We start from the raw sequence: 12,524 nt of genomic DNA, 5'->3' as shown, positions 1-12,524 counted from the left end.
CGTCAGGCCACAAACGTCCGGGGCGGCTCCGCACCCCCCGACCCGCCCCCCGTCTCCACCAGCCGGGCCGCAGCCGCGAGACGTACCGCGGCCTCCTCGGCGACCGGGCCGCCCACCGTGAACGGCAGGCGGACATAGCCCTCGAAGGCTCCGTCGACTCCGAAGCGGGGACCGGAGGGCACGCGCACCCCGACCCGTTCGCCGACCTCGGCCAGGCGGGATCCCGAGAGGCCGCCCGTGCGGACCCACAGGGTGAGGCCGCCGCGCGGCACGTGGAACTCCCAGTCGGGGAGTTCCCGGCGCACCGCCGCGACCAGCGCGTCGCGGTTCTCGCGGGCCTGGGCGCGGCGGAGTTCGACGGCCTGTTCCCAACCACCCGTCGCCATCAGCCAGTTGACGGCGAGCTGTTCGAGCACCGGGGTGCCGAGATCGGCGTACGCGCGGGCCGCGACGAGGGAGCGGATGACGTCGGGGGCGGCCCGCACCCAGCCGATGCGCATGCCCGCCCAGAACGCCTTGCTCGCCGAGCCGACCGTGAGCACCGTGGCCCCGGCCGGGTCGAAGGCGCAGACGGGGCGCGGCATGTCCAGGTCCTCGTCGAGCCACAGCTCGCTCATCGTCTCGTCGACGACGAGCACGGTGCCGGCCGAGCGCGCGGCGTCCACGAGCTGGCGCCGCTGGTCCTCGTCGGCGAGTGCGCCGGTGGGGTTGTGGAAGTCGGCGACGACATAGGCGAGCCGGGGCGCGGCGTCCCTCAGCACCTGGCGCCAGCGCGGCAGGTCCCAGCCGGTCAGCCCCTCGGCCATGGCGATCGGCACCAGCCGGGCGCCCGCCTCGCGCATGAGCTGGAGGATGTTGGCGTACGAAGGCGATTCGACGGCGATGCGTTCACCACGTCCGGCGAACAGATGGCAGATGGCGTCCATCGCGCCCATCGCCCCCGTCGTCACCATGATCTGCTCGGGCATCGTCGGGATGCCGCGCGCGGTGTAGCGCTCGGCGAGCATCTGGCGCAGCGCGGGCAGACCGGCCGGGTAGTCGCCGTGGGTGTGGGCGTACGGCGGGAGCTCTTCGAGCGCGCCCTGCACTCCCCGGGTCAGCCAGGGTTCGGGGGCGGGCAGCGCCGCGCAGCCCAGGTCGATCATGGAGCCGAGCTGTTCGGGCGGGAGCGGTTCGAGGCCGCGGCCGGGCAGCGGATGCCCGGCGGGCACGGAGGTCCAGCTGCCGGCGCCGCGCCTCGATTCGAGGAAGCCCTCGCCGCGCAGCGCCTCGTAGGCGGCGGCGACGGTCGTGCGGCTCACCGACAGGGCGACGGCCAGTTCGCGCTCGGCGGGCAGCCGGGCGGCGGCCGGGACCCGGCCTTCGAGGACGAGCAGCCGGATGCCGTCGGCCAGTGCCCGGTAGGCGGGCGGTTTGCGCAGTCCCGCACCGGCCGGGCGGGGCTGCTGCGCCTTGAGCTGACGGGCGAGCTGGGCGGGCCCGATCGCCGAGGTCCACTGAGCCATGGAAGTCAGTCCACCTTCCTCGAATTGGCCATGGTTGGAGTCCATTTCCCCGCACAGAGTGTCATGAGTCAGTCCACCAGCACCACACAGGGGGGAACCACCTTGTCCACGCACCTCACGCGGAGGCTGCTGCAGCTCTACGTCGGTCTCGCGTTGTACGGCGTCAGCTCGGGGCTGCTGGTCCGCGCCGGGCTCGGTCTCGAACCGTGGGGGGTGCTGCACCAGGGTCTCGCCAAGCACACCGGCCTCTCCATAGGCGTCGTCTCCATCATCGTCGGCGCGGCGGTCCTGCTGCTGTGGATCCCCATCCGGCAGCGGCCGGGGCTCGGCACCGTCTCCAACGTCTTCGCGATCGGCATCTTCATGGACGGGACGCTCGCCGTGGTCCCCGATGTGCACGGCCTGCTCGCCCAGGTTCCGCTGACGGCGGCCGCCATCGTCTGCAACGGCGTGGCGACCGGCCTCTACATCTCGGCCCGCTTCGGCCCCGGTCCGCGCGACGGCCTGATGACGGGCCTGCACAAGGTGACCGGACGCTCAATCCGGGTCGTACGCACGGGACTTGAGGTGATCGTCGTGGCCACCGGCTTCCTGCTCGGCGGCTCGCTCGGTGTCGGCACGGTCCTCTACGCGCTGGCGATCGGGCCGCTCGCCCAGTTCTTCCTCCGTATCTTCGCGATCCCCGAGGCCCCCGCCCAGGAGGCGGCCCCCGAAGCCACGTCCCCGGTACCCGCCGGAAGCACCGCCGTCGCCGCGCCGACACCGGAGCGCGCCATACTTCCCGGGTGACTCGCGTACGCCACCCCTATCTGGACCATCCGACGCCGATCCCGTTCGCCCATCGCGGCGGGGCGGCGGACGGCGTCGAGAACACCGCCGCCGCCTTCGAGCGGGCGGCCGAGGCGGGCTACCGGTACTTCGAGACCGATGTGCACACCACGGCGGACGGGCGTCTGGTCGCCTTCCACGACCCGACGCTCGACCGCGTCACCGACTCCGGGGGAAGGATCGCCGAGCTGCCCTGGGCCGTGGTGAAGCGGGCCCGGGTGGCAGGCCGTGAGCCGCTGCCCCTGTTCGAGGAGCTCCTGGAGGCCTTCCCCGAGGCCCGCTGGAACGTCGACCTCAAGGCCGAGTCCGCGCTCGTCCCGCTGATCGACCTGATCCGCCGCACGGACGCCTGGGACCGGGTCTGCGTGGGCTCGTTCTCGGAGGCCCGGGTCGCGCGGGCGCACCGGCTCGCGGGACCGCGCCTGGCCACGTCGTACGGCGTGCGGGGCGTCGCCGCGCTCCGGCTGCGCTCCTACGGGATCCCGGTGCCGCTGCGGCCGGGCGCCGTCAGCGCGCAGGTGCCCGTGAGCCAGAGCGGCATCCCGGTCGTGGACCGCCGCTTCGTGCGGACCGCGCACGCGCTCGGCCTGCAGGTACATGTCTGGACGATCAATGATCCCGATCGGATGAGGGCTCTCCTCGACCTCGGTGTGGATGGCATCATGACCGATCATCTGGAGACACTGCGCACGGTACTGACCGACCGGGGAGTCTGGCACTGACCACCCGGCAGCCACCGCTCGCGTACGAGGACGAGCGAGGGGGCGCGGGTTGAGCGCTGGAACCGTTGACCGGGCGGATCAGCCGGTGAGCACGGCCGACCGCAAGCGGGAGCAACACGGCTGGTACTTCTACGACTTCGCCTGCTCGGTGTATTCGACGAGCGTGCTCACCGTGTTCGTCGGCCCCTATCTGACCTCGATCGCCAAGTCGGCGGCGGACCCCGACGGGTTCGTGCACCCACTGGGCGTCCCGGTGCGCGCGGGCTCGCTCTTCGCGTACGCCGTGTCCGCCTCGGTGATCCTCGCGGTGGTCCTCATGCCGATCGTGGGCGCGGCCGCGGACCGCAGCGGCCGCAAGAAGCCGCTCCTGGCGGCCGCCGCCTACACGGGTGCGACCGCTACGGCCGGGATGTTCTTCCTGGACGGGCACCGCTATCTGCTCGGCGCGGTCCTGCTGATCGTGGCGAACGCCTCGCTCTCGGTGTCGATGGTCCTCTACAACGCCTATCTGCCGCAGATCGCGGGGCCCGAGGAGCGCGACCGGGTCTCCTCGCGCGGCTGGGCCTTCGGCTACACCTCGGGGGCCGGGGTCCTGGTCCTCAACCTGATCCTCTACTCGGGGCACGACGGCTTCGGCCTGTCGGAGTCGGCCGCGGTACGGATCTGTCTGGCGTCGGCCGGGGTCTGGTGGGGCGCGTTCACCCTCGTACCGCTCCGGCGGCTGCGTGACCGCAAGGTGGCGGTGGCGGCGGCCGAGGGGAAGGTCGGGGCGGGCTGGCGGCAGCTGATCGCGACCCTGCGGGACATGCGCGCCCGCCCGCTGACGCTCGCCTTCCTGCTGGCGTACCTCATCTACAACGACGGTGTGCAGACGGTGATCTCGCAGGCTTCGATCTACGGGTCCGAGGAGCTCGGCCTGGATCAGAACACGCTCATCGTCGCCGTGCTGCTCGTGCAGGTCCTGGCGGTGGCCGGTGCCCTCACGATGGGGCGGATGGCGCAGACGTACGGTGCGAAGCGCACCATTCTGGGCTCGCTCGCCGTCTGGGCGGTGATCCTCGGGGTCGGCTACTTCCTGCCGGCCCGGCAGCCGGTCCTCTTCTTCGTGCTCGCGGCGGCGATCGGGACGGTACTCGGCGGCAGCCAGGCCCTGTCGAGGTCGCTTTTCTCACACATGGTGCCGAGCGGCAAGGAGGCCGAGTACTTCTCGGCCTACGAGATGAGCGACCGGGGCCTGAGCTGGCTGGGGCCATTGGTGTTCGGTCTCGCGTATCAGCTGACCGGGAGCTACCGGGATGCCATCATCTCGCTGGTGGTGTTCTTCGCGGCCGGATTCGTGCTGCTCGCGCGGGTGCCGGTACGGGCCGCCGTGGCGGCCGCCGGGAACCCTGTTCCGGCACGGATTTAGACGTTGAAGTGAAAGGCCGGTAGTGTACGCCTTTGGCCTGCCAGGCGGACCGTTACTGCGTGCTCAAGTAGTGAAGACGCTGGGTGACATCTGCTGTCAGATGTGACAAACCGGTCACTGGTGGGTACAACAAGGGGCGGCACGACGGCGACGCATGACCCAGAACGGGAATCTTTACCGCCGACCGGACGTTGACCGGATGACGACGACAGTGACACCTGTCCTGTGGGCGACAAGCCCGGGAGGCACGATTCATGAGTGAGCGAGCTCTTCGCGGCACGCGCCTCGTGGTGACCAGCTACGAGACCGACCGCGGCATCGATCTGGCCCCGCGCCAGGCCGTGGAGTACGCATGCGAGAAGGGACATCGCTTTGAGATGCCCTTCTCGGTGGAGGCGGAGATCCCGCCGGAGTGGGAGTGCAAGGTCTGCGGGGCCCCCGCACTCCTGGTGGACGGCGACGGCCCTGAAGAGAAGAAGGGCAAGCCTGCGCGTACGCACTGGGACATGCTCATGGAGCGGCGCACCCGCGAGGAGCTGGAGGAGGTTCTGGCCGAGAGGCTGGAGGTCCTTCGTTCCGGCACCATGAACATTGCCGTGCATCCGCGCGACAGCCGCAAGTCCGCCTAGTCGCGCAGTTCGGCGACACAGCGCACAAAAGCTGAGGGCCGGTCACACCATCTGGTGTGACCGGCCCTCAGCTTTTGCTGTGGTCAGGGAGTCAGCGGCGGACGGGGGCCCCGGTCGTCGCGCGCGGGGTACGAGGGCGGGGCGTCGTCCCGGATGACCTCGCCCTGCACGACCTTGCCGTCCGGGTAGTGGATGCGGGCCTGCTGGAAGGCGTCGCCGAAGCTGCCGGGCGGGGCGGTGCGCATCCTCTTCTGCAGCGAGCGCTCGGCAAAGCGGGCCGCGAACTTCCGGACCGGCGGGAGCAGGCAGAGCAGCCCCACCGCGTCCGACACGAACCCGGGGATGATCAGCAGAAGGCCGCCCAGCATGGTCAGGGCGTTGCCCTCGCCGCCGTTCTGGGCGGCGGACGGGGCGGCCCCGGACTGCTGCTGCTGGAACGTCTCCGTGAGAGTGCGGAAGGCGCGCCGCCCGGCCCGCTTGATGACATACGAGCCGAGCGCGAAGCCGCCGATGAGCAGCAGCAGAACGGTGAGGCCGCTGGTGGCGCCGGCCACCACGGTGAGCAGCCAGATCTCCAGGACCAGCCAGGCGGCGATCCCCAGGGGTACGAAGGTGCGTGCGCGCGAGCGCTTGGGAACTGTCGGAGGCGGAGTGCCGGTCGTCATGCTCCCAGTGTGCCTGGGAGCCGATCCGTACGGCGTAAGGAGGAGATCAGTACGCGCTGGTCACGAGGGCTTGCGGCCCAGGAGTTTGCCGGCGCGGGAGCCGACTCCCCAGGCGGTGACCCGCCAGAGCGCCTCGATCAGGATGTCGTTGCTCATCTTGGAGTCGCCGCGTTCGCGCTCGATGAACGTGATGGGGACCTCCACGACGTGGAAGCCCGCGCCGACCGCGCGCCGGGCCAGGTCGACCTGGAAGCAGTAGCCGGCGGAGGCGACCTCGTCCAGGCCGAGGCCTTCGAGGGTCTCCCGGCGGAAGGCCCGGTAGCCACCGGTGACGTCCCGGATCGGAACGCCGAGCAGCAGCCGCGAGTACGTGGAGCCGCCGCGCGAGATGAACTCGCGGTACTTGGGCCAGTTCACGATCCGCCCGCCCGGCACCCAGCGCGATCCCAGCACCAGGTCGGCGCCCTTGAGGGCGGTGAGCAGCCGGGGCAGTTCCTCGGGCTGGTGGGAGCCGTCGGCGTCCATTTCGACGAGTACGCCGTAGTCGTGCTCGATGCCCCAGCGGAAACCGGCCAGATAGGCGGCGCCGAGGCCTTCCTTGCCCTTGCGGTGCAGGACGTGCACCTGGTCGTCATCGGCGGCGATCTCGTCCGCGAACTTGCCCGTGCCGTCGGGGCTGTTGTCGTCGGCGACCAGAATGTGGGCCTCGGGGACCGCCGCTCTGACGCGGGCGACGATCGGCTTGATGTTCTCCGCCTCGTTGTAGGTCGGAATGATCACCAAGGTCCTGCCCAGCGGGCCGTACCGCCTCTGACCGCCGTCGTTCACTACTGCCCCTTATTGTCCGTACGCAGGTGACCACCATAGCGAGCGGTCGCGGTCCGGCCGCACCGCGAGGGTGGGTGGTGTCGGATGCGCCCGGATGGCGGTGGGGATCCGCCGGAATGCCGGATGTCGCGGGAAGTGTCGGTACGGGGGCCCGGCGCCCTTCGGGCCGACCTGGGACCCGCTGGCTGCGGGTCGACGAAAGCCGTTGTCTACTGAGCGTCCGGGCCCCACCCGGGTCGCACCGTCCCCTGGGCCCGCAGCCGGGCAGGGGGGACGCCCGCACGGCTGAAACCTTCCCTCGCCCCCGAGGCGCGGGCGCTGAACCTGGCTCCCAGTGGTGGTGTGCCGGTGCGGCACACCACCCCATGACCCAGCGGCGTTCGACGACTGCGTGGAGGTTTAACCGGTCGGACGTCCTGTGGTGGACTCGGCCGAACCTACCGGCCCCCGGCCGCTTTCTGTCAACAGCCGTTTGAGCTGCGACGTTTTTGCAATTCACCAGGTCAGCGACGAAGATCCGCAGGTCGTGGCGATGCCGTGACGGCCGTCCGCCAACGGTACGAAATATCCCTATGTCACTCGTTCGGCTGCGCGAATACCGTTTGTCCGAACACCACGGTGCGCAGACAGACCGGCAGCGCGGTGCCCGGAGTGAGGTCCGGCAGGCCCGGGGTGCCCGAGCGGGGGTCGGTGGACCAGCGGGCCACCCGGTCGTCCGGGGCCTGGACCACGAGCTCCTCGGTGCGCCAGACCGCGTAGTCGGCCGGAGCACCGGGCACCAGCGTGCCCGCGTCGTCCCGGCCGAGCGCGCGCCAGCCGCCCCGGGTGTGGGCGGTGAAGGCGGCCCGCGCCGAGATCCGGTGCCCGGGGGTGCGGTGGAAGGCGGCCGCGCGGACGGTCCCCCAGGGGTCCAGCGGGGTCACCGGTGAGTCGGAGCCGAACGCGAGCGGCACCCCGGCCCGCAGCAGGGCGGCGTACGGGTTGAGGGTGCGGGCCCGCTCGACGCCGAGCCGCTCGGCGTACATGCCCTCGTCGCCGCCCCACAGCGCGTCGAACGCGGGCTGCACGGAGGCGGTGAGGCCGAGCTCGGCGAAGGCGGCGATGGTCGCGGGGGTGAGCATCTCGGCGTGCTCGACGCGGTGCCGCGCGGCCCTGATCCGGGCGAGGCCCACCCGCTCGGCGGCGGCCCGGACGCCCTCCACGACCGCGCTGACGGCGCCGTCGCCGATGGCGTGGAAACCGGCCTGGAGCCCGGCCTCGGTGCAGGCGGCCACATGGGCGGCCACGTCGGCGGCGTCCAGGTGACCGGTGCCGGTGTGCGGGGCGTCGGCGTAGGGGGCGTGCAGGCAGGCGGTGTGGGAGCCGAGGGAGCCGTCCACGAAGAGGTCACCGGCCGCCCCGAGCGCACCGAGTTCGCGGATGCGATCGGCGTCCTTGGCACCCGCCACGCGCTCGGCCCAGTAGCCGAAGACCCGCGGCCCGGATTCCTCGCGGGCCAGGCGGAGCAGCGAGGTGAAGTCGTCCGCGTCGGAGATGTCGGGGCCGCCGCATTCGTGGAGGGTGCCGATGCCGAGCGATGCGGCGTGGCGGCGGGCCGCGCGCTGGGCCTCGGTGCGCTGGTGCGGGGTGATCGCGCCGTGGGCGGCGGCCCGCACCGCGTGGTGCGCGCCCCCGATGAGGGGCTCGCCGTCGCGGTATCCGGCCAGGTCGCGGACGCCGGGCACCAGGTCGAGCAGGGCGGTGGTGACGACGGCCGAATGGACGTCGATGCGCGTCAGGTAGAGCGGGCGGCCGCCGGTGGCCGCGTCGAGTTCGGCCCGCGAGGGGTGGCGCCGCTCGGGCCAGCGGGCGGCGTCCCAGCCGTGGCCGAGCAGCACCCGGTCCTCGGGGCGGGCGGCCGCGTGGGCGCGTACCGCGTCGAGGGCTTCGGCGAGGGTGCGGGCCGAGGAGAGGTCGAGGCCGGTCAGCGCGAGGCCGGTGGCGGTGGTGTGCACGTGTGCGTCGGTGAACGCGGGGGTGACCAGCGCGCCTTCGAGGTCCACGACCTCGTCGACACCGGAGGCGAAGGCGTCAGCGGCGCCTTCCGAGCCCACCCAGGCGACGTGTCCGCGTTCGACGACCATCGCGGTGGCGAAGGGGTCGGCGGGGCTGTGCACGTCGCCGCCGCGCAGCAGGACGGTGCGGTGGGCGGTCTCTTCGGTCGCGGAACTCATGGAGGACAGCCTAGATACGCGGCGGCCGTGCCTCGTACGCGGTGGACAGGACGACGGTCGTACGGGTCGAGACACCGGCCAGCGTGCGGATGCGGGTCAGCAGGTGCTCCAGCTCCAGCGGCGTCGCCACCCGCACCTTGAGGATGTAGTTCTCGTCGCCGGCCACGCTGTGGCAGGCCTCCAGCTCCGGCACGCCCGCCAGGCGCTCCGCGATGTCGTCGGGGGCGCTGGGGTCGAAGGGCTTCACCGAGATGAACGCGGTCAGCGGCAGGCCCACCGCCTCGGGGTCCACGACGGCGGCGTATCCGCGGATGACCCCGCGCTGTTCGAGACGGCGTACCCGCTGGTGCACCGCCGAGGTGGACAGGCCCGTGGCCTTGCCCAGGTCGGTGTAGCTCATCCGCCCGTCCTTGACGAGCAGATCCACGATCTGACGGTCCAGCTCCTCCATGGCGATCAACCTATTGCCCCAGGTCGCTTCCGGCACAGTCGGACGGCGCCGGAATCGGCACCTGCGGGCGGCATGTGACGAACGCCACAGGTTTGCGGACGGGTCGCGGGGGCCCGCGCGGTTACCTCTCGCACGTGGCGGGAAGTGCTTGCTTTGGTCGCGGCCACGGCGCACATGCCGGCCCACCCGAGGGGGAGTGTCCCAATGCAGAATCCCAAGCGCACCGGACGTACGGAACGTGAACGCAGCGAACCGGAGCCTGTCGATATCGGCGAGTTCATCGAGGAGGAGGACTCGCTCGACGCGTACGACACCTTCGAGATGTACCGGGTGATCTGCCCGGACTGCGTGCAGCCGATCGCCCTGCTCGCCGACGAGGACGAGCTGCCCGAGCACGCGCTGTGCCCCAGCCCGTGGAACCCGTTCGTGCTGACCGTGTGCGCCGGGACCGGCCGCGCCGCGGGGGACGCCCAGGCGGCGGACGAGTCGCCCGGCGTCCAGGAGCAGGACACCGCGCTGCTGCTCACGCTCCCCCAGGGGCTCGACTGGCGCACCCAGCCCTTCTCGCACGTCGGCGGTCCGGGCTCGCGCCCGATGCGCGTGCCGCAGATGCGCCGCGCCGCCTGAGCGCGCGAGGCCGCCGGTGGGCCGGGCGCCGCCGAGGCGCGTCCGGCCTTGAGCCGCAGAAAGCCTCCACCTCAACGGAATCCTCAACTCCAGTACGTACCGCGCACCATGGCCTCCAGACTGGCCCGGTGCAGGATCAGTGCGTCCGGGTCCGGGGGCGGTTCGGCCTCGCCGAAGTGCAGTTGCCGGTGGGCGATCCGCAGCATGACGACGGCGTGCCGCAGCGCCGCGTAGAGGGTGTGGAACTCCATGTCGCGCGGGGTGTGGCCGGTGAGTTGGGCATAGCGGCGCTCGATGTCGTCGCGCCGCAGGAAGCCGGGGAGGCCCGGCTGGCCGAAACTCACCGTCAAGTCCTGGAAGAAACGGTGCAGATAGACGGTCCAGCCGAGGTCGAGTTCGCGCGGGCCGCAGGCGGCCATCTCCCAGTCGAGCACCGCCACGGGGTCGAATCCGTCGTAGACGATGTTTCCGATGCGGGCGTCGCCCCAGGTGAGCACCGAGGGGCCTTCGTCCTCGGGCCAGTGCGCGTCGAGCCAGTCGAAGGCCGACTCTATGAGCGGTGATCGCGGAAGGCCGTCAACCACCCATTCGTAGTAATCCCGTTGGGCGCCCACATGACGGCTCAGGGCCGATCCCTTGCCGTCGGGGAGCAGAAACTCGGCTTCCCCGGGCGGGAATTGGCCGTGCAGCCGGGCCAGTACGGACACAGTGGCGTCCTGGAGGCGGGCGCGTTCCGCGTCGGTGGCCGAGTGCAGCCAATTGCCTTCGTACGTATAGGGCATGACGTCCGGCGGTACGCGCCCCTCGGCCCGGTCCATCACGAAGAACGGCGCCCCGAGCGGCGCGAGGTCTTCCTCCAGCCAGCGAACCCGGGGCACGGGAACATCGGTGTGCTCGGCCACCAGGCGCATCACCCGGTGCTGGCGGGCCATGTCGTACACCGGGAAGACGGTGTACGCGGCCGGGTCGGCGGCGAGCCGCAGGGCGCAGGCCCGGACGGGGGTTTCGGGGTGCTCGATGTCGAAGAGGAGGGTCTCGCTCGACATGCCGTTGGAGGACGGCACCCGGATGTCCGCGACCCGGGCGCCGGGCAGCCGGGCGTCGAGCCAGAGGGTGAGCCGGCGGCCGACTTCCTCGGGATCGCGGGTGGAGGTGCGGGGGCGGGGCGCGGTGGCCAAGGCGGTGCTCCCTTCACGGCGAAATGGCGGAGGCGACGACTCACAGCGAGATGACAGCGGCGGACGACGGGATCGGGGCGACGGATCAGGGCGGCGGATCAGGGTGCAACGGAGGCGTAGTCGGTGAAGCCGCTGGGGTCGTGGCGGCCGAAGCTGCCGTGTTCGAAGATCCCGTAGCCGGTCTGCCCGTCGAGGGTGAAGCGGGCCGCGTGGTCGGTGACGCCGAACGCGGCCATCGGGTGGGCGGCCGGGTCGGCAAGGTCGTAGGTCTGCCGGTCGGTCCAGCCGCGCCCCTGCCAGGTGCCGTGCTGCCAGCCGTCGGCGGGCGGGTAGCCGGCGCCGACCGCGAGGGGCGAGGAGGCGAGGATCTCGACGCCGAGTTCGAGGGGTTTGCGGGACTGGTCGGTGAGGTGGATGACGGCGCGCTCGGGGTGACGGGTGCCGGGGCGGTAGGTGATGTCGGCCTGGGGCCAGCCGAGTTGGGCGTCGGGGTGGCCGTCGCGGACGAGCACCGCCTCGTTGAGGGTGCGGTAGCCGTCGGCGTCCTCCTGGGCGATCACCATGACGAACCGGTCGTCGAAACGGGCCGGCACCCACAGCCAGTGGAACCCCTCCGGCCGGTACTCGTCGCCGCGCCCGGCCTCCTCGCCGGGGATCGGCCGCACCCCCCAGCTGCGGTCGCGCGTCCCGGTCCACTCCCCCGCCGTGACGGGAATCTCCTCGCCGGCGACGCGGATCACGCCGGTGCAGTGCCCCGCCTGCACGAACCGTCGCCCCTCCAGCGTGAGCCGGTCGCCCTTGCGCTGCGTGTGATGGGGCTCCCACAGCGCGGGGAAATCCGCGTTCCAGACGATTTCGTACGAGAGTGAATCCGGGTCGTCCGGATCGGGAGCGCAGTGCAGTGCGAGGCGGCGCAACGGGGTGTCGACGGTGATCCGCAGAGGGCCGACGGAAAGGTTCATGCGGTCGTCGGTGAGGGCGTCGGAGGCTCTGACGGCGTGCAGCCGGTCGCCCACGCGGAGGGTGGCGTAGGCGTCGATCACCCCGGCGTTGGGGTAGACCCCGAGGCCCGCGACGAGCAGGGCGCGGCCCTGGTGGTCGAAGGCGTGGAAGATGCAGCGGTCGTAGGCGTTGCGGTCGCCGGTGACGAGGTGCTTCATCGAGAGCGGGGCCTGGTGGACGGGGTACTCGTCGAGGGGGACGGGGCGGTCCTGCGGCATGGCCAACCTCCTGCCGAGCGGGGAGAGTTGACGGTACGTCAGGCTGGCGGAGCTCGCCATACCCAGGGCTCCGGATCCCCCCCAGCACCGCTGGGGCTGCGCCCCAGACCCCGGGGGTTTCCCACCAACCCCGCCCGTTCGGCGGGGTTGAGAAACCTGAGCGCTGGGGCAGCGCCCCAGACCCCCGCGGGGCTCCGCCCCCTGCACCCCCATCGGGGGCTGCGCCCCTCGACCCCAGGGGCAGCCGCCC

Annotated in this window: 12 protein-coding genes; 5 read left to right on the top strand and 7 right to left on the bottom strand. The window is 71.8% G+C overall.

The annotated features are described in order from the left end of the window. Positions 1-2 precede the first annotated feature (2 nt). Complete coding sequence (locus ACIQ8J_RS23825; RefSeq protein ID WP_403266458.1) at positions 3-1,505, bottom strand: PLP-dependent aminotransferase family protein; 1,503 nt, start codon at positions 1,503-1,505, stop codon at positions 3-5. A 63-nt stretch (positions 1,506-1,568) separates the two neighbouring features. Here ACIQ8J_RS23825 and ACIQ8J_RS23820 point away from each other — a divergent pair, with 63 nt between their 5' ends. The 4 genes from ACIQ8J_RS23820 to ACIQ8J_RS23805 all read left to right on the top strand — a co-directional run bounded on the left by ACIQ8J_RS23820 (position 1,569) and on the right by ACIQ8J_RS23805 (position 5,092). Further along, the gene (locus ACIQ8J_RS23820; protein ID WP_403266456.1) at positions 1,569-2,294 is read left to right on the top strand and encodes a YitT family protein; all 726 of its coding nucleotides are present in this window, start codon (positions 1,569-1,571) and stop codon (positions 2,292-2,294) included. Then, a complete protein-coding gene (locus tag ACIQ8J_RS23815) occupies positions 2,291-3,055 on the top strand; it encodes a glycerophosphodiester phosphodiesterase (RefSeq protein WP_403266453.1) in 765 nt (254 codons plus the stop codon). The genes ACIQ8J_RS23820 and ACIQ8J_RS23815 overlap by 4 nt, the downstream gene beginning before the upstream one ends. A 49-nt stretch (positions 3,056-3,104) precedes the next feature. After that, on the top strand, positions 3,105-4,463 hold the full coding sequence (locus tag ACIQ8J_RS23810) for an MFS transporter (RefSeq protein WP_403266450.1): 1,359 nt from the start codon (positions 3,105-3,107) through the stop codon (positions 4,461-4,463). A 254-nt stretch (positions 4,464-4,717) separates the two neighbouring features. Continuing rightward, positions 4,718-5,092 carry an RNA polymerase-binding protein RbpA gene (locus ACIQ8J_RS23805; RefSeq protein WP_053724453.1) on the top strand — a complete coding sequence of 125 codons (375 nt, stop codon included), beginning with the start codon at positions 4,718-4,720 and terminating at the stop codon, positions 5,090-5,092. A gap of 83 nt (positions 5,093-5,175) precedes the next feature. On the opposite strand, the gene fxsA is transcribed toward ACIQ8J_RS23805, so the two are convergent. The 4 genes from fxsA to ACIQ8J_RS23785 form a co-directional block, all read right to left on the bottom strand. Then, the gene (fxsA, locus tag ACIQ8J_RS23800; protein WP_403266447.1) at positions 5,176-5,757 is read right to left on the bottom strand and encodes an FxsA family membrane protein; all 582 of its coding nucleotides are present in this window, start codon (positions 5,755-5,757) and stop codon (positions 5,176-5,178) included. Between the two features lie 60 nt (positions 5,758-5,817). After that, a complete protein-coding gene (locus ACIQ8J_RS23795; RefSeq protein WP_403266444.1) occupies positions 5,818-6,585 on the bottom strand; it encodes a polyprenol monophosphomannose synthase in 768 nt (255 codons plus the stop codon). A 575-nt stretch (positions 6,586-7,160) separates the two neighbouring features. Beyond that, complete coding sequence (locus ACIQ8J_RS23790) at positions 7,161-8,798, bottom strand: amidohydrolase (RefSeq protein ID WP_403266441.1); 1,638 nt, start codon at positions 8,796-8,798, stop codon at positions 7,161-7,163. 10 nt (positions 8,799-8,808) lie between these two features. Then, the gene (locus tag ACIQ8J_RS23785; RefSeq protein ID WP_399051078.1) at positions 8,809-9,249 is read right to left on the bottom strand and encodes an Lrp/AsnC family transcriptional regulator; all 441 of its coding nucleotides are present in this window, start codon (positions 9,247-9,249) and stop codon (positions 8,809-8,811) included. Between the two features lie 204 nt (positions 9,250-9,453). Between ACIQ8J_RS23785 and ACIQ8J_RS23780 the strand changes: the two genes are divergently transcribed. Then, on the top strand, positions 9,454-9,876 hold the full coding sequence (locus ACIQ8J_RS23780; protein ID WP_403266438.1) for a hypothetical protein: 423 nt from the start codon (positions 9,454-9,456) through the stop codon (positions 9,874-9,876). 83 nt (positions 9,877-9,959) lie between these two features. Here the strand turns inward: ACIQ8J_RS23780 and ACIQ8J_RS23775 are convergent, their stop codons facing one another. After that, positions 9,960-11,054, bottom strand: coding sequence for a phosphotransferase family protein (locus ACIQ8J_RS23775; protein ID WP_403266436.1), 1,095 nt, complete (start codon positions 11,052-11,054; stop codon positions 9,960-9,962). Positions 11,055-11,152: 98 nt separating this feature from the next. Further along, positions 11,153-12,274, bottom strand: a complete 1,122-nt coding sequence (locus ACIQ8J_RS23770) for a hypothetical protein (RefSeq protein ID WP_403266433.1) — start codon at positions 12,272-12,274, stop codon at positions 11,153-11,155. Positions 12,275-12,524: the final 250 nt, after the last annotated feature.

Origin of the sequence: Streptomyces sp. NPDC094147, from assembly GCF_044764265.1 — a bacterium.
GTDB lineage: Bacteria > Actinomycetota > Actinomycetes > Streptomycetales > Streptomycetaceae > Streptomyces.
Note: the sequence above shows the minus strand (reverse complement) of the source record. Positions and strands in the feature narration are given on the sequence as shown.

What these genes read in the sequence shown, in the direction of transcription:
- ACIQ8J_RS23825 (WP_403266458.1), bottom strand. Translation starts at nt 1,505, where the DNA reads ATGGCTCAGTGGACCTCGGCGATCGGGCCCGCCCAGCTCGCCCGTCAG.
- ACIQ8J_RS23820 (WP_403266456.1), top strand. Translation starts at nt 1,569, where the DNA reads ATGAGTCAGTCCACCAGCACCACACAGGGGGGAACCACCTTGTCCACG.
- ACIQ8J_RS23805 (WP_053724453.1), top strand. Translation starts at nt 4,718, where the DNA reads ATGAGTGAGCGAGCTCTTCGCGGCACGCGCCTCGTGGTGACCAGCTAC.
- fxsA (WP_403266447.1), bottom strand. Translation starts at nt 5,757, where the DNA reads ATGACGACCGGCACTCCGCCTCCGACAGTTCCCAAGCGCTCGCGCGCA.
- ACIQ8J_RS23790 (WP_403266441.1), bottom strand. Translation starts at nt 8,798, where the DNA reads ATGAGTTCCGCGACCGAAGAGACCGCCCACCGCACCGTCCTGCTGCGC.
- ACIQ8J_RS23785 (WP_399051078.1), bottom strand. Translation starts at nt 9,249, where the DNA reads ATGGAGGAGCTGGACCGTCAGATCGTGGATCTGCTCGTCAAGGACGGG.
- ACIQ8J_RS23780 (WP_403266438.1), top strand. Translation starts at nt 9,454, where the DNA reads ATGCAGAATCCCAAGCGCACCGGACGTACGGAACGTGAACGCAGCGAA.
- ACIQ8J_RS23770 (WP_403266433.1), bottom strand. Translation starts at nt 12,274, where the DNA reads ATGCCGCAGGACCGCCCCGTCCCCCTCGACGAGTACCCCGTCCACCAG.